General features: G+C 35.3%; 27 protein-coding genes. All 27 read right to left on the bottom strand.

Annotated elements, in window-relative coordinates:
• Window positions 1-121: 121 nt before the first annotated feature.
• Entirely contained in the window at window positions 122-352 is a 231-nt protein-coding gene (locus ESZ36_RS18070) for a hypothetical protein (RefSeq protein ID WP_146790457.1), read from the bottom strand.
• Between the two features lie 115 nt (window positions 353-467).
• Window positions 468-962 carry an undecaprenyl-diphosphatase gene (locus ESZ36_RS18065; RefSeq protein WP_246129171.1) on the bottom strand — a complete coding sequence of 165 codons (495 nt, stop codon included), beginning with the start codon at window positions 960-962 and terminating at the stop codon, window positions 468-470.
• A 1,006-nt stretch (window positions 963-1,968) separates the two neighbouring features.
• On the bottom strand, window positions 1,969-2,721 hold the full coding sequence (locus ESZ36_RS18055; RefSeq protein ID WP_170235879.1) for a type 1 glutamine amidotransferase domain-containing protein: 753 nt from the start codon (window positions 2,719-2,721) through the stop codon (window positions 1,969-1,971).
• Window positions 2,722-2,898: 177 nt separating this feature from the next.
• The gene (locus tag ESZ36_RS18050) at window positions 2,899-3,408 is read right to left on the bottom strand and encodes a prepilin-type N-terminal cleavage/methylation domain-containing protein (protein WP_146790451.1); all 510 of its coding nucleotides are present in this window, start codon (window positions 3,406-3,408) and stop codon (window positions 2,899-2,901) included.
• Between the two features lie 222 nt (window positions 3,409-3,630).
• A protein-coding gene (locus ESZ36_RS18045; protein ID WP_146790449.1) for an IS3-like element ISCps9 family transposase occupies window positions 3,631-4,823 on the bottom strand; the annotation gives its coding sequence in 2 pieces (ribosomal slippage) (window positions 3,631-4,515 and window positions 4,518-4,823; 1,191 coding nt in all).
• A gap of 97 nt (window positions 4,824-4,920) precedes the next feature.
• Window positions 4,921-5,226: an Mpo1-like protein gene (locus ESZ36_RS18040; protein ID WP_146790447.1), complete on the bottom strand. Its 306-nt coding sequence runs from the start codon at window positions 5,224-5,226 to the stop codon at window positions 4,921-4,923.
• 100 nt (window positions 5,227-5,326) lie between these two features.
• On the bottom strand, window positions 5,327-5,935 hold the full coding sequence (locus ESZ36_RS18035; protein ID WP_246129162.1) for a histidine phosphatase family protein: 609 nt from the start codon (window positions 5,933-5,935) through the stop codon (window positions 5,327-5,329).
• Between the two features lie 41 nt (window positions 5,936-5,976).
• Window positions 5,977-6,315 carry a hypothetical protein gene (locus ESZ36_RS18030; protein WP_246129161.1) on the bottom strand — a complete coding sequence of 113 codons (339 nt, stop codon included), beginning with the start codon at window positions 6,313-6,315 and terminating at the stop codon, window positions 5,977-5,979.
• A gap of 116 nt (window positions 6,316-6,431) precedes the next feature.
• Entirely contained in the window at window positions 6,432-7,028 is a 597-nt protein-coding gene (locus ESZ36_RS18025; RefSeq protein WP_146790443.1) for a glutathione S-transferase family protein, read from the bottom strand.
• A 93-nt stretch (window positions 7,029-7,121) separates the two neighbouring features.
• Window positions 7,122-7,286 (bottom strand): hypothetical protein, encoded by a 165-nt coding sequence (locus tag ESZ36_RS22575; RefSeq protein ID WP_170235878.1) that lies wholly within the window; start codon window positions 7,284-7,286, stop codon window positions 7,122-7,124.
• 153 nt (window positions 7,287-7,439) lie between these two features.
• The gene (locus ESZ36_RS18020; RefSeq protein ID WP_146790441.1) at window positions 7,440-7,943 is read right to left on the bottom strand and encodes a GNAT family N-acetyltransferase; all 504 of its coding nucleotides are present in this window, start codon (window positions 7,941-7,943) and stop codon (window positions 7,440-7,442) included.
• 144 nt (window positions 7,944-8,087) lie between these two features.
• Window positions 8,088-8,546 carry a nuclear transport factor 2 family protein gene (locus ESZ36_RS18015; RefSeq protein WP_146790439.1) on the bottom strand — a complete coding sequence of 153 codons (459 nt, stop codon included), beginning with the start codon at window positions 8,544-8,546 and terminating at the stop codon, window positions 8,088-8,090.
• 368 nt (window positions 8,547-8,914) lie between these two features.
• On the bottom strand, window positions 8,915-9,514 hold the full coding sequence (locus tag ESZ36_RS18010) for a CAP domain-containing protein (protein ID WP_146790437.1): 600 nt from the start codon (window positions 9,512-9,514) through the stop codon (window positions 8,915-8,917).
• A gap of 185 nt (window positions 9,515-9,699) precedes the next feature.
• Window positions 9,700-10,491, bottom strand: a complete 792-nt coding sequence (locus ESZ36_RS18005; RefSeq protein WP_146790435.1) for an alpha/beta fold hydrolase — start codon at window positions 10,489-10,491, stop codon at window positions 9,700-9,702.
• Window positions 10,492-10,609: 118 nt separating this feature from the next.
• Window positions 10,610-10,831 carry a hypothetical protein gene (locus ESZ36_RS18000; RefSeq protein ID WP_146790432.1) on the bottom strand — a complete coding sequence of 74 codons (222 nt, stop codon included), beginning with the start codon at window positions 10,829-10,831 and terminating at the stop codon, window positions 10,610-10,612.
• Between the two features lie 145 nt (window positions 10,832-10,976).
• Window positions 10,977-11,369: a hypothetical protein gene (locus ESZ36_RS17995; RefSeq protein ID WP_146790431.1), complete on the bottom strand. Its 393-nt coding sequence runs from the start codon at window positions 11,367-11,369 to the stop codon at window positions 10,977-10,979.
• 106 nt (window positions 11,370-11,475) lie between these two features.
• Entirely contained in the window at window positions 11,476-11,808 is a 333-nt protein-coding gene (locus tag ESZ36_RS17990) for a 50S ribosome-binding protein YggL (RefSeq protein WP_146790429.1), read from the bottom strand.
• A 117-nt stretch (window positions 11,809-11,925) separates the two neighbouring features.
• Window positions 11,926-12,693: a DUF2071 domain-containing protein gene (locus ESZ36_RS17985; protein WP_146790683.1), complete on the bottom strand. Its 768-nt coding sequence runs from the start codon at window positions 12,691-12,693 to the stop codon at window positions 11,926-11,928.
• A gap of 138 nt (window positions 12,694-12,831) precedes the next feature.
• A complete protein-coding gene (locus ESZ36_RS17980) occupies window positions 12,832-13,203 on the bottom strand; it encodes a VOC family protein (protein ID WP_146790427.1) in 372 nt (123 codons plus the stop codon).
• 127 nt (window positions 13,204-13,330) lie between these two features.
• On the bottom strand, window positions 13,331-13,918 hold the full coding sequence (locus tag ESZ36_RS17975) for a helix-turn-helix transcriptional regulator (RefSeq protein ID WP_146790425.1): 588 nt from the start codon (window positions 13,916-13,918) through the stop codon (window positions 13,331-13,333).
• 177 nt (window positions 13,919-14,095) lie between these two features.
• Window positions 14,096-14,512, bottom strand: a complete 417-nt coding sequence (locus ESZ36_RS17970) for a thioesterase family protein (RefSeq protein WP_146790423.1) — start codon at window positions 14,510-14,512, stop codon at window positions 14,096-14,098.
• Between the two features lie 107 nt (window positions 14,513-14,619).
• Window positions 14,620-15,138, bottom strand: a complete 519-nt coding sequence (locus ESZ36_RS17965) for a GrpB family protein (protein WP_146790421.1) — start codon at window positions 15,136-15,138, stop codon at window positions 14,620-14,622.
• Window positions 15,139-15,255: 117 nt separating this feature from the next.
• Window positions 15,256-15,585, bottom strand: coding sequence for a DMT family transporter (locus ESZ36_RS17960; RefSeq protein WP_146790419.1), 330 nt, complete (start codon window positions 15,583-15,585; stop codon window positions 15,256-15,258).
• Window positions 15,586-15,673: 88 nt separating this feature from the next.
• Window positions 15,674-16,057, bottom strand: coding sequence for a VOC family protein (locus tag ESZ36_RS17955; protein WP_146790417.1), 384 nt, complete (start codon window positions 16,055-16,057; stop codon window positions 15,674-15,676).
• Window positions 16,058-16,167: 110 nt separating this feature from the next.
• Complete coding sequence (locus tag ESZ36_RS17950) at window positions 16,168-16,497, bottom strand: DMT family transporter (RefSeq protein WP_146790415.1); 330 nt, start codon at window positions 16,495-16,497, stop codon at window positions 16,168-16,170.
• Between the two features lie 124 nt (window positions 16,498-16,621).
• On the bottom strand, window positions 16,622-16,909 hold the full coding sequence (locus ESZ36_RS17945) for a hypothetical protein (protein WP_146790413.1): 288 nt from the start codon (window positions 16,907-16,909) through the stop codon (window positions 16,622-16,624).
• Window positions 16,910-16,972: 63 nt separating this feature from the next.
• Window positions 16,973-17,779, bottom strand: a complete 807-nt coding sequence (locus ESZ36_RS17940; RefSeq protein WP_146790411.1) for a hypothetical protein — start codon at window positions 17,777-17,779, stop codon at window positions 16,973-16,975.
• Window positions 17,780-18,007 lie beyond the last annotated feature (228 nt).

The raw sequence follows: 18,007 nt of genomic DNA, 5'->3' as shown, positions 1-18,007 counted from the left end.
AAGCACATTCTCAACTCAACGATTTAGCAGTCACACTCTACATTTTTGTTACCAGTATACTGTTACTAAACTCTTGCCACATGAAAAAAGTTAACTTCTTTTGACCTAATTAATACGCTTATTATGTGTTTTTAGGACAAACTAGATCAGTTAAAACACGCTTAATAAAATGTGCGCATGCACCTACAATTGCTAACGGCATTAATAAAATCAATAATGAATCAAGTTGAGTTTCGCCAGAAAAAAACACAATGCTTTTTATAAAAATAACAGGCATCATTGCTAAGAACATAGCAAAGCCTAAATGTTTTTTTACAATGGATTCGATATTATTTTGAGTTAATATATTCATATATATTCCTTTATTAGATAGTCCTTCATTCCAAACAGATAGCTCCGCCATAATAGGAAAACTTCACTCGATTAGATGGTGTAGTAAAACGCAATGTAGCTTATCGTCACCTGCCCTAGTTTACTTTATTTTTAGATGTTCTTTCCCTAAAAACATTTAATAGATTACTGATTTTGTTACGAAATGTAAAAACAACAAAGGATGAAAATATTGCGACTAAAATAGCTCCTAAAATATCGAGAGGGAAATGGATTCCACCAAAGACTCTTGATAAACCACTAATTAAGCTAAGTACAAATAACACAATACCTAAGACTCTTGTTGTTTTATTGAATAATAGCATTACTGATATAGAGAAAATAAACGTTGTATGATCAGAAGGAAATGAAGAATCTGGAGCATGCTCAATTAGTTGTGTGCCCAAGTTCTCAACAAATGGACGTGGGTGGCGATAAAAAATAGATATAACGTAACTAATTAACATTCCCAGTAATACTGAAAGCCCTGCATTAATACTAGAGCGTTTTCTTTCTACATTGGAATTGATACATAAGTAAATCAAGACCAGTATGAAAACGTATGGCATTACTTCTGCAGCGCTTATTAACATAATATCCAATAGGTTATTTTTACCTGCATATTGGTTTATGAATAGAAAAATTGTTCGGTTGAGACTTTCCATTGAATGAAAATTTAACTCCGTTGAATTTCAATCGCCCTAATACTGGACAAATAAATGTTGGTTAATGTAAGCAACACAGAAGCAAAAACAACGGTTAATTGTCCTGATTTGGTAGCTAATTAAGGGTACTTTGCTTTGATCATCTTATGCAGTTTGTATTTTATTATCTGTTCTATCTTGTTAGATATTGAACTACTTGCAAATGCAACCACGCTAAAAGCACACCAATAAAGAACACTTTCGAATGGTTTAGTTCCTTGAAATGCAATTAATATATTTAAAAGCAGCATTAAAGCTAACATGACTGCCACTCCAATGAAGCTTCGCCAACTATTCCGTATAATTCAATAGATACTCCTTGTTGCATAACTGGCTAAGTAATAGTTTGATAAAACTTTAAATTTTCGAATACAGTCAACAAAAAGTGAATATACTCGCGCAATACAAATCCAAATGCGAAAAGCTACCGTACAATAATAAGAGAGACAATTAACTAAGAGAGCTTGTCATGAAAAAATTTGCCCTTCGGATATACGACTATTACAAATATGTTTTTGACTCTAGTAAAAACCCACTTAGGCATATTCCTGACCCAGTCAGCAGATTCTATATTATGACAATTCTAGCGCTTATGTGGAGTGGAGTTTTTGCGACCTATCTCGGCAGTATCATTTACTTTGGCATAAGCCTAGCAGCCCACATCATATTATTACTCATGTTCTTCTTCACCATGGCTGTGTTTTATGATGCCGAAAGAAACCACACGTCATGGTTGCTTAAGTTACGTAGGGATAACCGATAGAATTGGATTGGAATTTACCTTGTAGGGATGTAATCATTGATAAATCACACCCTACTATGCCGCTCAAAATAGTTGGCTACAAGTAGCGTGAAACAGGTACAAAGCCCCGCCTAGTTGGCTTCTAAAACGCCATCACTGTTTGTTTAATATTATCATTTCTTTAGCAACAAGCGCTGCTGACGGTAAAAACATTGTTGAAACAATTCGTTGGTCAACTACCACCTCATGCTTATCTTTTAACGTTTGTTTATTTTGTGCAATAGCACCATTTTTATTCAACTGACTTTCAACAAAGAAAGGTAATAAAGTACCTTGTTTTGCCCACGATTTAGACTTTTCAGTCGAGTTAGGAAAACCAGCAATTCTTTTACCCTTAACTAGAAAGTGACCAGAAGATAAAGTTACATTAGCAAAAGCACCTGCTCCGTGACCTCCTGAACCAACAACACCATTTGATTCATAAATTTTAGCAATAATTGACTGTAAATCTTTATTGTTAGCAACATCAAATAATGGACCATAACCACCACCAATATATACTCCCCAATAATCATCTGTAATAACTTGTTTGGGCTCTAAAGAGTTATTAGCCTTATCTAAAAATCCTTCATATATTATGGTATAACTACTGATGCCTAATGGATCCATCATGAATTTTACTTGCCCTCCTTTAGGAGAAACAAAATCGACGTCATAACCATGACTTAAAAATATATGGTAAGGAGGCGCTACTTCCCATAAGTTATTTCTTGCATCATGCTTTTCAGGATCTCCCATATCAATCATGTTTGATGCAATAATTAAAACCTTTTTCGGGGGAGTCGCATTTGAACTAAACGAAATTAATAATATTGTTATAAATAAAATAGAAGTTAAATATTTCATTATTTTCCTTAATAAATAAATTTTTAGTTTAGATGCATCAAAGTGATAAAAGGTTTAAATGAAGAGACATAGGCACTTAACCTCTATATAACAGACTAAGTAATGGTTAGCTAAAATTTTGTGCAGCAAAACGCAGCCAACGACTACGTTTCCTAGGTTATTTACATATTAGGTGAGTTATCCACATTCATTCAAAGTAATTTCTGGTGAGCTAGATATTCCATCGACTTGCTTGTAACCAACCATACATTCATCTTGCAACCCAGTTGGCACCTTTTCTCCAATATATATAACAAAATGACCGCCAACTATCGTACTTGAAAAAAATTCACGATCTAATTCAATTAGATCGTCCCAACTACCATTTGCTGATGCATAGTTAGCTAATGGATAACCATATTTAATATCTAGCGTCGTCCCATTTATATCAACATCCACGCCAGACGCTCTAGCTAAGTTTTGATTACCTTTGATAATCGACTTAGAATATACAAGCTTTATAGCACTCTCCAATGCTCCTTTTATTGCCTGTAAACTAGCTGTTTTCGCATCATCTTGTAAATCAATATATTTAGGTACTGCAGTGACTGCTATAACCCCTAAAATAATAATAACCACAACAAGTTCTATTAAAGTAAAACCATCTTGTTTATTTACTAGTTTAAAATTTGATTGTGAGATATTCATAATTCAATCGAGTCTATTTTCATAATACTTTTTAAGGCTGATAAATCGTCAGGTTATAAACTTTCCTAACGCGAGTGTCCGTTTAATGTTTTGTAGATGGCGAACACTGATTAAGGAAAAAAACAAACAGAATTTATAAAACCTAGTGGGAGTTGAGCGATGTGCACTAAATCCATTTAGGCAGAAACTGATCTTCCCCCGATAAAGTGGACACCATCCACTTTAATTCACCGCCAATTCAAACTCAGCAGGTGTTTTATATCCTAAACTTGAATGCAATCGTTGTCTATTGTAAAAATAGTTCATGTAACCTTTTAATTTTGAATGTAATTTATCAGTAGTCGCGAAGACATTCCCTCTGATTAAATCAGCTTTTAATGAATGAAAAAATGATTCAACTTCAGCATTATCAGTACAACAACCTGGACGGTTCATACTCGCCGTAATGTTATGTTTAACTAAGAACTGCTGCACTACATGTGCTCGATATTCAGCGCCTCTGTCAGTATGAAATAACAAGGGTTGTGTTGGCTTACGCTTCTTTATTGCTAGCTGCAGCGCTTTCAGTGTCAGCGCTGTTGATTTGTTCTGACCAAAAGCCCAACCAATGATACGACGTGAAAATAAATCTAATACAACGGCTAAGTAATACCAGCGCGCTCCTACTTTCAGATACGTAATATCTCCCGACCATTGCTGATTGATAGCATCAGGCTTACTTATGTTTTTACGATTGTTTTTGATCGCTTTATAAAAGAGCTTCACCTTAGCTGGCCTGCTATAAGTCTTGAGCGCTCTAGCGCGTAAACCATTTTCTCGCATCAACCGTGCAACACGCTTCTCACTCGTTGTAATACCTTCACGCTTTAATGCATGAAATACGCGAGGGCTGCCGTAGGTTTGATGATTGTTATTAAAGACTTTTTTGATATTTAAAAGTAAATCCGCATCATTAATAGCACGCATTGAACGTGGACGTCGTCGCCATGCATAAAAGCCACTACGAGAGACATCAAGCCATGAGCAAAGGTATTTAACACCTAAGGCTTCTTTGTGTTTTTCGATGAATCCAAATCGTTCTGATGGACTTCCGCCAGATACCGTTGCCACTTTTTTAGTAAATCATTTTCCATTTTTAAACGGTCGTTTTCTTTTTGCAGTTGTTTAATTTTATTCAGCTCTTTCTTTGTGGGGATTTTACTCATGAGTTCACTATTGCTCTGATAGCGTTGGTTTTTTTTAAACTTCCCTTCTCGGTATTCTTTACGCCAACGGCTTAGCATTAACGGATGAATATCCAACGCTTGAGCAACATCCTTAGATAACATGTCGTTTCGTAAGCTTAGCTCGACAGCTTTAATTTTGAAATTAACAGGGTAAAACCACGTCTTTTTAGGTTGGGTATATCTAGGCATTTTAGCCTCCTCAATGTTATGAGGAGGTGTCCACTAAAACGGGGGAGCTTCACCTGTCCCGTTGATTCACTTGTTATATGTAGCTTACGTCATTGTATTAGAATTTAATTTTACCGATGACCATATCCTTAAACATAACCCAATCCCCTAACAAACTGTAAATTGGATATTCGAAAGTAGCAGGTCTATTTTTTTCAAATATATAGTGTCCCATCCAAGCGAAACCATAGCCAATCAAAGGTATAAACCACAATAGATGGAAACCTCCAAACATTGCCACATAACAAATCAATAAAAGAATGAAAAAAGAGCCAACAAAATGAAGTCGACGACATATCAAATTCGTGTGCTGACTCAGATAAAATGGGTAAAACTCGGCAAAATTATTATATTTCTTTGGCATTTGACTCAACTTGAATGTTTACACTATCAGTGTTGGATAAAACAGCTAACGCCTAAATAACAGGCAATGTAATGGTTACGTGTCCTCGTTTATTTTTCTGTTAGGTTTCGAGGCTTGAGATACCCCAAAATCCATTGCTTTTGGAATTTAATTTCCAACCTTTTTTCATTAACGATCTTCGGATATGTAAGTTTAAATACCCGTGACCAAATAAAACCACTTTATCTTGTTCTTGAGCTAATTCAATTAAATTATCCGAAGCCAATTCAGCACGAATTTTTGCTTGTTGATACGATTCAAAAGAACCTTTTAGTCCGAGCATCCAGAAAGCTCTATTGAGATAAACCCAAGTCATAGCTTTTAATCGAAAAGGAAATTTATATCTCGGTATTTCCATTTCCCTATAAAGTTTAGATGTTAATTCAGGTGATTGTCCGGTATAGATATTTGCAGAATGTATCGCTCGTTCAAGATCACTAGAAACAATATAATGAGATTTATATTCATCAAGTATACGTTCAGGTCGGCTATTTGTTGAAACATCAGAGAAGTTATACCGACGAACCCATTTTGTAAAATCGACTGCATTAAGAACAGGGTTATTTGCCGAAGTAGGCTTTCCATGCCGAATTAATATTATTTCCATTACAAACCTAATACCACGTGAAGCGGCGAATAATTGCTGGCTTAATATTTGACGGACAAACAACAGCCAGCTGTTATTTGTCCTATTATTTTGCTTGTTATATTTTAAACTGACACATACTCTTCTTTGATTATTTTATCGTTTTTCCAAGTTTGAATATGCTTACCCGTAAACTCATTTACAGTAGAGTCCGAGCCTGTCATTTTATAATTAAAAGTTAACTCAACAATATTACCCTTAATGTTTTTTGATACTAATTCAACATTAAATTCTTTAACCGATTTAACAAAACCTTTTTGCTTATCATAAGATTCACGCATGGATTCTGCAAAAATTTGACCATTGTTAAGCATGATGACATTCTCATCATAATACTTTTCACATAACTCAAGAACCAAACCCGCTTGGTTCATCGCAATGAAATCATCTATTAATTTATGCACGATAGAAGACCTTAAAATATAACGCCTCACTAAAAGGCAAAAAATTGTTTATTAAAATATTGTGAAACAAAACAGTTAACTATTTTTATTCTTTTGAACGGCTTTTCATATGCCGATTACTCCATACCTATATATTTGGGATTAGCTTGAATACGAGCAATCCATTGTTGAATTGATGGGTATTCTGACAGATCAAATCCTCCCTCATCAGCCACATGCGTATATCCATATAATGATATATCAGCAATAGTTAATTCAGAACCAACAAGATAAGGTGTACATTGTAATTGTTCTTCCATTACTTTAAGCGCCTTATGGCCGCCTAATTGCTTAGCTTTATACTCTGATTTACGATCTTCAGGTAAGCCAAGGTATTTGGCAATAAATCGAGCAACTGCTATGAAAGGTTCATGACTATACTGTTCAAAAAATTGCCACTGTAGGACTTTTGCAACTGTAAAACGACAAGTACCAACTAATGAAGTCTCAGATGCCAGGTAGTTCAAAATTGCATTAGATTCTGAAATAAATGTTCCGTCATCTAATTCAAGTAATGGTATTTTGCCATTTGGATTCTTTGTTAAATATGATTCTGTTTGAGTTTCACTAGCTAAGATATCAACTTCAATCCACTCATGATCGATATCTAAAAGTGAAGTAAGAAGTTTTACCTTATAACAATTCCCTGATTGAATATCTCCATAAATTTTCACTGAACTCTCCTTAGGCATATAACGCCACATTAAGCGGCAAAATTGTTGGCTAAAATGTTGAACGCCATATTAACCAGTTTGTTGCTCATATTATTATTGAATACCAGCCATGTTAAATAGGAAGAGTCCAAAACCTCCGACAAAAACAAGTCCAATAATTACCATAATGGTTAGCGTCTTAGACTGCTTCATAGACTTACCTAATTCTTTTGCTGGTAATAAGCCAAGTGATATTAGAATAGCTTCAATTAAACCCATCGTATCTCTCCTGTGAAACAATTAGCAATGTCGATTTTTATACAAAACCTTTGAGAAATATAACGCCCAAATCATTGGTAAAGTAATGGTTGGCTCAAATGTGTAACAAAGCAAAAAGTAGCCAACGGTTACGTGTCCTTGTTATATCTCGCTTTATAAAGCCACTTGATAGATATCTACTTTAAAACCACGAAATACAGCAGGTTTAATAAATACAAAACCTGTTCTATCCACCACTTTAACAGAGCTAATATTTGCTGACTCTATTAGTGCATGTACAGCTTTAAGTTTTAAGGTGTTTTTAGCAAAATCTAAAACACCAAATGTAGATTCAACAGCATAACCTTTACCTTGTTGGTCTGTGGCAAGGCGATAGTTAATGTGTATAACATCATCAGTATCCACTTCATGTTTATTAAGACCGCACACACCAACAAACTCATTAGTTATAGAGTTATAAATTGCCCAATGGCCATAACCATTTAAGTCATATTGGTTTTGGCAATTAGCTATATAATCATTAATCTGTTTTTCTGTGTGAACACCTACTGTCGAATACTGCATTACCATAGGATCAGCTAACACCTTTGTTAGGTTTATAGCATCCTCATTCGTAATTTGACGAATACTTAACCTTTCTGTTTCAACAATAATCAACGCAAACTCCTAGAAATATAACGCCACGTAAACTGGCAAATAATAGCTGGCTAAAATTGTCCACCAAAGTGATACAAGATCAAAGCGAAACGTAGCTAACTGTTTTTTGTTCCGTTTGAAGTGCTTGTTAGTTTACTTTATCTACTATTTTTTCTTGGCTATAAATGTTTTATTGATAATTCGCCATTTATTTTCACGTTTGTACATTACAAGGTAATCGATGTAATGTGTTTTTGGCGTATTAAAATCAAGCTTCACCATAGCCATTTTGTCATCAACTATATCAACAGATAAGATGTTCGCTACCCACTTATCTTTGGTCGCTTTTTTGAAATAACCAGAAAACTCTTTTAGCGAAACAGTTCTAATAGTTTCTTTTCCAGTTTCTTTGTTAATTGTAATCATTTTTACATGACCAAACTCTTGGTCAAAAGCTTGGGAAAGAAGCTTTTGATCTCCATTTGCAGCACCATTAAAATAATTATAAGCCGTTTCTACAACTGCTTTGTATTCTTTACCTGTTACAGACTCAGCGTAGCTAATCGTTGATAAAAATAAGGTAAAAACAGCAACTGTGATTGAAAATAGTTTAATTTTATTCATTTTACTTATATCCCTCGAGTAAGTTTTGAGTTGCGTTGCTAAGAAACGATGATATGGCTATGCTATTTGATATACAAATAGTAAACCATTAAAAGTGTTACAATTTATGAGCAAGGAGATATAGGGTAGGTTTATGCTATTAATAAAAGTGCGCCAGACTTTACCTAGTAAACTAACGCCTTTATACGTAATCTATCCGTGAGATTTTATATGGCCTTGTGAACAAAAATGATCGTGTAAATCGTTTCTACCCATAAAAACCGCAAGTAATTATTTTAATAAGTTATTAATATTTTTATGTAACCTCAATGCCCTTCCTGATTTTATAAAATGAAGTGAAGAGCATTTAAAGTCGACACTTTTCACGGTTAACGAGGTTTAGCAAATACTTGTGTCCAATAATAGGTATAAGTTACATTGCTATTTTCGCTGCAAGCTAAGCCCATTTCCGTCACATTTTCACTCATAATATTCTTACAATGTCCATCACTCGCCATCCACGCATCCACTACAGACTGCGCCGTAGTCTGACCTGCAGCAATATTTTCTGCCACAGAAGACCAAGTGTAGCCTTGAGCTGTAACCCGAGTAGAGACTGTACTTTCGTCAAGACCTGTATGACTAAAAAAATCATAATTAGCCATATTATCCGAGTGCTCTTGTGCAGCCGAAGTCAGTAAAGCATTCCACGTTAGCTCATCCACAGGACCATAGCTTTCACTGCCGCAAGTTTGCTCCTGTGTACGCTGCTTATTAATCAAAGTCAAAACGGTAGTCAGGTCATCGCTACAGCTGATTTGGCTATAATTGGTATCATCGACATCATTGCTAGTATCGGTACTCTCATCAGAGTCTTCATCACTCAAAACAGTTTTATCAGATACCTGATTTTCACTTGATGCACCATCATCACTATTACAACCTGAAATTAGGCCCACACAAAATAATCCCACTAACCAATAACGCATATTACTCCCGACTATTATTAAATAAAACGTTCCTCATAATAGCAAAAGTTTTAAAGTAATTGATTTAAGATTTTCTAGTTTTGATCAATCAAATGTTGATAGGCACTTAACGCCAGAATAACAGGCTAAGTGATTTTCGAGGAACGAGCGCTAGGTAACTGTTTAGCGTCGGTTTTAATTTATTGTTAGGCATTTACTTCACCGAGAAATTCTTCTACAGCACAGATCACTTCTCGTGATTTTTCTTTATGAGGCATATGACCACAGTTTTTAAGGAGTAACATACTAGACTTTCCACCTGCATTTCTTGAGATATACTCAGGGAATGCTGTTGAACCGTATTCATCATTTTCACCGTGGATTGCTAGAACTGGGCAACACACATTGCTAATAGAAGACTGTAAACTCCAATTTGCGAACTCGGCTGACAGCCATATATCAGTCCATGCATGTAAAACCCATTTTGCTTTAGACCCGTGCCATTTTTCCAGCCGTGTTATCTGCTCAAGTTTCTCAAAAGATTTCTTTGCATCTTCTATTCCCTTAATTGTAATATCTTCAACAAATGCCTGAGCCGACACAGTGATTACAGCCTCACAATCTGGATCGCGAGATGCAATATTAACTGCCATACTACCACCAACACTATGCCCCAAAAGAATATAGTGTTGAATAGATAAGTATTCTTTTATGGCAGGAAAATACTTAACAGCTTCCTCTGCTATAAAGTCCATAGAAGGTAATTCGACGCGTGAATCAGACATACCAAAACCTAAGCGATCATAAGCTATAACACATCGAGATAGATTTTCAGCCAGCACTGACGGAAAATCTTTCCATAAATCAACACTACCAAGCGAGTCATGAAGTAAAATTAATGGAGAAGCTGTGGATGTAGTTTCTGGTATCCATACTTTTACGTATACCTTTCCACCAGTAACATCAATTTTAAACTCTTCAATTTTTGTTCTACTCATAGCTTTTCCTGACTGATGCCTAGCGCCTCACTAAGAGACAAGTAATAGTTGGTTAAAATAAGCGACGAAAGAGCAAAAGCCAACTGTTATTTATCCTGATTAAACAGTTTATTTTATGCTAATTGTTACATGCGCAAGCTAGTTTACCGTCTTTTTGATACCACTCTTCATAATTACCACCAGAACAGTTACGCTTAATGTTTGGACAACTTGCGCCATTGTAACTGATGTCAGTTCCCGTAGCATGCTCAAGCGCACGCTCTGCTATTTGCTCACTAAGGGATCGAGAAGAGCAACCTGAAAGTAGAATAAGTATAAATATTAGCGATAGGTATTTCATGAAGACTCCATTGCATATAACGCCCAAAACAGGCTATATAATTGTGTACCGAAGCGAAACGTAGCCAACAATTACGTATCCTGGTTTAATTTCTTGTTAGGTGAAAATCGCCCAATAGACACGCCTAACCGAATATACTACGACCTTAAATTGGTTTTAGGTCTACAATAAACGGCTTACCACCAAAACCATGTTTATTACATTTGGCACGTACAATTACCTTAGATATTTCTGTTGGGATTTTGATATCACACTGACTACGGGTAAAGGGTTGCTCATTATCGTGAGGGTGAGCAAGTTGACGTTGTCCAAGTTGATTACCCTCTAAATCTATCACTTCCCAGCCATCTGCGTAATGCTCCCAGCCTTGGTCATTGTGTCGAACTGAAGTACCAAAACACCAACTACCGCTTAATTTCTGAGTAGCTAGAACATTTGTAACCTGAGCATATTCTAAAGAAGTTGAATAAGCATCTATGTCAAATTTTGATGCAAATACAGATGATGTAAACATCGATAATATTAGTAGAAATCGCATGTAACCCTCATTTCACCTAACGCCCAAATAACGGGCTAAGAAATAGTTGGCCATAATAGCGAGGAACGAGCACGGCCAACTGTTGCATGTCACGTTGTTTTACTTGTTATATGCCATAATTCGCATCAACAAGTTCACCAATATTAAACTCTGAAACGATCTTTCGCTCTTTCAACCAATTAGATATGCTTGATATGTGAGATTCAGTCACTGAACCATAACGTTCATTAGAAGAAATAAACCCTGCGAAGGAAGTCAGATCCCCACCACCGCCAATACACAAGTTTAGAGAGTCGACATAAAGTAAAAAGTCATCCATTATTGTTGCTAATTCGGACTCCTCCTTACAAGTTAAACTACAATCTAATTCAACCCCCTTTACAGAAAATTCATCTAAATAAAGCTTTTTTCTTAATCTACGAGATTTTACAGAGTGCATAATTTTTCCTTGGTATAAAAAACCCCAATAAGGGGCTGATAATTGTTTTCTAACATGTGAAGCTAAGCGGAACCGATCAAACTGTTAGCAGTCCCACTTCAACTTCTTGTTATATTTCTATTTTACCAATTTAGGTGGTAAGTAAATAGTAAATTCATTTATTGGTTCAACAAGTACGCTATGCGGAACTTGCTGTTCCTCTTCGGTAACTAACCCCATACGAGTTAACAACCCGAATTTGGCTGACTTTAACTGAGCAACCTTAACATCCAATTGCTTATGCCACACACGATAAGTACCTAACTTACCATCACGACGATGATAAAACCCAGCTAGAGGGTGAGTTAAATAAACTAAACCCGTTTCATTATCAGGGAAACCATCAAGTGCGAGCGTAGACTTTATATCTTGAGTTAATTCGACCTCTGCTGGGGCCCAGTCTGCTTGAGTAGACATTTTATATTTAAGATAGATATTTTTAGATTCATCATAATCACATTCGAATTTTACATCACCACTATACCAAGGAAGGTTCCATAAGTACTTAGGTACAGCTAATGTCCAAGAATCTAGCGTTGTACCTAAAAACCAAACACATCTTTCATTTGTCTCTGAATCAAGGATGTAAATACGATAGTTAGTTTGTCCCATAGTGAATTTGGGAAAAGGATAAACGGCAGAAGTAAAATCGACATCGATAAATGGAACGACAGAGATTAAGGCCTTTTCTTCACCATTAATTTCAAGCGTATCGAGTTTAAATCTATTAGGAATTAATCCATCAAAACGAGAAGGTGGTACTGCATAGGTTATTATGGCGAAGTGTTGTAACTGACAAAGGATATCAATGCCTTTTGGCACTGGTTTATCATGTAAATAATCCATTAACTTTAGTGAATCCAACGCCAATCTTCCTTAGAAATATAACGCTTACATAAGCGGAAAAATATAGTTGGCTAAATTGTTTTAGGAACGAAAAACAGCCAACTGTATTTTTCCGTTTGAAGTTCTTGTTAGTGTTGTTTACACATGCTGATCAATTAGAATCGAATTTCCATCGGGATCTTTAAAAGAGAAACTTGAAGGTCCACTTTCACCGTTAATAGACTCTTGCGCTATATTGACACCTTGGGCTTCAAACTCTTTTAAAAGCTCTCTAACATCAGTAAAAGATTCTAGTGTTTTACGGTTTTGATCCCAGCCTGGATTGAATGTCATTATATTCCCTTCAAACATTCCCTGAAATAATCCTATTTTATGATCACCATTTTTTAGTACTAACCAGTTTTGAGATTGATCTCCACCAATTATCTCGAAACCCAATTTTTGATAAAAGATTTTCGATTCTTCGATATTACTAACCGATAAACTTACTGAAAATGCACCTAATTTCATTTTACACTCCATAGTTTGATTACAATACTAACACCCTAATAAAGAGCGAGAATTTATTGGCTAAAATGTTGAGGAACGAAAACAGCCAACTATTGCGTGTCCGTTTGATTGCCTTGTTAGCAGTATATTACTCGGATTTTGAGAATTTAGCATATTCGGTTGTAATTTTCGTACCATTTTCCGTTGTTATAATTGAAGCTTTATCAATGGAAATTACTGAATGCTCTAAATAAATTTTAATACCACCACTGGAAGGTGTTGATGAATTTTTTTCCCAATTAGAATCAATTAAAACTTTATGCGGCATATCTTTTGGTAAAAATATTACAACATTTCTACTATATATACTGTAGCCTTCATTCGTATTTGTTTTTATATTCTCCGCATTAATTGTTATATTCGATGCCATACTTGTCGGTACGATAAAGAGAGCACTGCTAAGCAATGCTAAAACAAATGAGCAAAAAGCTACTATTTTAGTCTTTGATTTCGTCTTTTTATTAATAACTTCAACTTTAGGTTCGAATAACATACCTACATCTAACTCAAAACAAGATGCTAATGCTTTAATCGTCTCTAAAGAACCTGAACCATTATTTTCTACTCTTTGAATAGTTCTTAAACTCACAGCACTGGCATCAGCTAAGTGTTGTTGACTCCAAGCTCTGACTTTACGTTCTGCTATAACTTTTTCAGCGTTTATTATCATTTCCATTTGTATTTCTCACATAGATATATCGAAACTATATCCTGTAAAAAAATTCCTTGTTTGTATACGACATGTTTACGTCAATTTAACGACAGGCACCTGACATACAGCTAACGCCCTATTAAGCGGACAAAAATTGTTAGTTAAAATGTCGAGGAATAAAAAAACAAACTGTTTTAAGTCCTAGTTTATTTGCTTGTTAGTTGCTTTTACTCTATTCATTGCGCCTTGAACCAAGCGTTCAGTTTTAACTATGGCACGTGTGTGAATACCGTTACCAGCTAAACCTGCTTGGTCATAAAGTTCCACTTCAAACTTATGTAATTTTCCTTCCGCCCCCTGATATGTGGCAACAGCTTTGACCTCAACATTATTTGGTGTAGCCGCCATATGAGTTACGTTTACTTTTACTCCCACTGACAGCTCACCTTCAGATAACAAAGGTTTCATTAGCCGCGCAGAGGCAAGCTCCATCAATGCAATCATTCTTGATGTAGCGTAAACTTCTGGAAAATCATCTTGTGGATCCGTAGACAATTCTTTTGCTAAATCACTTGATTTAACCTGATAACATAATTCTAATTTACTGCCAATTTCCATTAATTACCTCTGTAGTATGATTGAGCAACATAACGCCTTGCTAAGCGGACTAAACTTGTTGAGGAACGAAACGTAGCCAACTGTTTTTGTTCCGTTTGAAGTGCTTGTTAGTTGCTAAACCACTCAAGAGCTAATTTTTCATGCTTTTGAATAAAGTCATTTTTTAGTGCCATATATACATTGATGTTGTTATCGCTTTTAGAAATAGCCTCTTTTTTAATAGAGCCATACTCTGAAGCTATTACAGGGTGCGCAATTAAGTACTTTTTAAATACCCTATGCCGATGTAAGTGTAAATCACCACTTTGGAATGCATGCACATGATGGCTACGTTGATTGCCACCTTTTTGAAAGTAGCGCCGACCTGAAATACCATTTTCACCTTTTATTGTATAACCAAGTGCGCTAATTTTTTTATGTGCGGTATCTAGCTCTTCAAGGTTTGAAACCTCTATTAGAATATCTATGATAGGCTTTGCTGCTAGACCAATCACGGAAGTACTACCAATATGATCAATTTTTACAACACTACTTCCAATAGCTTTAATTAGTGCTGATTTTTCAGTTTCATAAATATTATTCCAACTTAGATCGTAATCAACAACCTCAATAACTCTATTGCTCAAATTGACCTCCATTGGCAACTAACGCCCTAATAACGGGCTAAATAATGCTTGCTAAAATGTTAAACGAAGCGGAACCGAGCAAACTGTTAGCAGTCCCTTATTGGCTTGTTATATTTTTTAATGGCTCACAGTCTTTGAAAACATATTAATAACAACGACACCCGCCAATATTAATAACATACCTATAATTGCAGGAAAATCAGGTATTTGTTTGTAAATTACAGCACTTATTGATGCAATTAATACAATTCCCATGCCTGCCCAAATAGCATAAGCGATTCCCACAGGAATAGTCTTAAGTACTAAAGCTAAGAAATAAAATGCAACGGCATAACCAATGATACAAATAGTACTGGAGGTTAAGTGAGAGAAACCATCTGATGCTTTAAGTGCTAATGTTGCGATAACTTCAGCACCAATAGCTATTGCTAAATACCAGTAACCCATACACCGATCCTCAATAAAAATATAACGCCCAATTAACAGGCAAAAAATTGTTGGCTAAAATAGGCAACGCAGGAGCAAAAACCAACTGTTATTTGTCCTGATTAATTTGCTTGTTAGGTGAAAATTCCATCAGTTCATTTACGATCCCTGATGGGTCTTTAAAAGCTGCATAGCGGCCCCATCTATTTTCATTAGGTGACTCGTGAACAAAAAAAACCCCCTTTGATTTTAACTCTTTAATTTTGTTATCCAAATTTTGAACAGTAAAAACCAAGGTGGAATTAGCATTATAACCATGCTCATATTCGATTGATTCCATCCCGCTCTGAAACATAAACACTATATGATGACCAATATTAAATTTTAAACAGTCGTTATGCTCTTCCATCAATTCAAGGCCTAAAACATTCACATAAAACTCTTTTGAAATATTAAGGTTATGAACGACTAATAACGTTGATGGATTCTCCATAGTTAACTTTGCTCCTAACGCCTAAATAACAGGCTAAAAATAGTGGGCTAAAATGGAGCGGAGCGAACAGCCCGCTGTTTTTAGTCCTTGTTGATTTTCTTGTTATATTTTTAATGACTCACTGTTTTTGAGAATACATTAATAACTACAACACCAGTTAGAATTAAGCACATGCCTATAATTGCCGGTAAATCTGGTATCTGTTTATATATCACTGCGCTTATTGATGCAATTAAGAAAATACCCATGCCAGCCCAAATAGCATAAGCGATGCCTACTGGAACAGTTTTAAGAACTAAAGATAGGAAATAAAATGCAACCGCATAACCAATGACACAAATAGTACTGGAGGTTGAATGAGAAAAACCATCTGATGCTTTAAGTGCTAATGTTGCTATCACTTCAGAACAAATCGCTATCGCTAAATACCAATAACCCATACTCAATCCTTTGATAAAAATATAACGCCCTCGTTAAGAGGCAAAATTTAGTTGGCTAAAATGTTGAGGAACGAAAACAGCCAACTGTATTTCGTCCCGCTTTAACAGCTTGTTATACCTATTTTTAAAAGCCACTTACAACAATTAATATGAGAGCTAGAATAAAATATAAATAGCTTTCTTTAGATATTTTATTCTCCGATCCTAAACAGTTTTTAATTGGCATTGATAATAAACTAGGAGAACAAAGGAACCCACGTAGCATTGATAAAATACCAATAGCACCTGCCACCGAACCAAAATCAATAACACTAGTTGTATAAATATTAATTGCCAGAGTGAGCATAACTAAAGCCATAAAGCATTTAATTAATATTGCACTCCGCTGAATTTTTGAACTTTGACTATCCATAAACTCGATCCTTGTTGAGAAACGAAACATGGCGAACTGTTTTTGTTCCGTTTAAATTTCTTGTTAGCTTTCATTTGATAGTAAAGCAAACCCGTATTCCCCTCTAGGAATATATTGAGAATGGCAATTACTGCAACTGAACTTATCCAAATTTCTAATTTTTTCTTCCGGGATAACAATTATTTCCTCACAACTTTGGCAAGCAACATCATATGTTTTGTAGGTGAACGTTACCTTCGTTGAAGTTTTATCTACATTAGCAGTGAATAATGCACCACATTTAAAGTTACTGCATTTACGAGTAAGGCCATGTTTAACTTTATTTGTTGCAAATGCAAAATCGTGTTCACAAACAGGACATTGGTTAATTTCAATGTTATTGATTGTTAATACGATATTCCCCTTAACATATTGTTTTAGTTGTATAGCAATTGGTAAAATTGATTTTTTAATTTCTCTCTGTTCTTCATTTTGTGCTTTCTTTGGTTCTACTAAATGAAGGAAATTACCAAGTTTATTGTAGTTTTTAGCTAACCATTTTACTGGCGGGATTTTTTGCTCACCTAACAGCAACCAACCATCTTTTGGTGGAACATCTGTTTTTGCAAGATTAAACTCAATTTTACAATCACTGGCTGCTAATTCATCAATTTCTGAGAGCATTTTGATAGCTTTGTGGGGTTGCCAAGTTTCAACAATAGAACTGGGAATATTTTTGATACCATGTAAAAGCTTTTGGTAAACGATTGCTTCGATACAGAATCTAAGTTCAAGGCAAGCATAAATATGATCAGTAGTATTTTCTGAATCTAGAAGCTGCATTGCTCGCTGTAAGTGTGATTCTTTTTTATAAATACTAAATACTGACACGGAATTCCTTGAAAGCTAACGCCTCAATAAGGGGCTAAAAATTGTTTGCTAAAATGTTAAGGAACGAAAACAGCAAACTGTTTTTAGTCCTGCTTGATTGGCTTATAGTTCGACCAAGCCACTTATTTAATAAAGTAACTTACTCTTATATTAGGTGGAACATGCTTCTGTTGGTTACGAATATTGAATGGCAAACATCCAATGTTTCTAACAAGACGTTCGAGCCAA

This window comes from Colwellia demingiae (genome assembly GCF_007954275.1).
In the GTDB taxonomy this organism is placed as follows: Bacteria; Pseudomonadota; Gammaproteobacteria; order Enterobacterales; family Alteromonadaceae; genus Colwellia; species Colwellia demingiae.
Note: the sequence above shows the minus strand (reverse complement) of the source record. Positions and strands in the feature narration are given on the sequence as shown.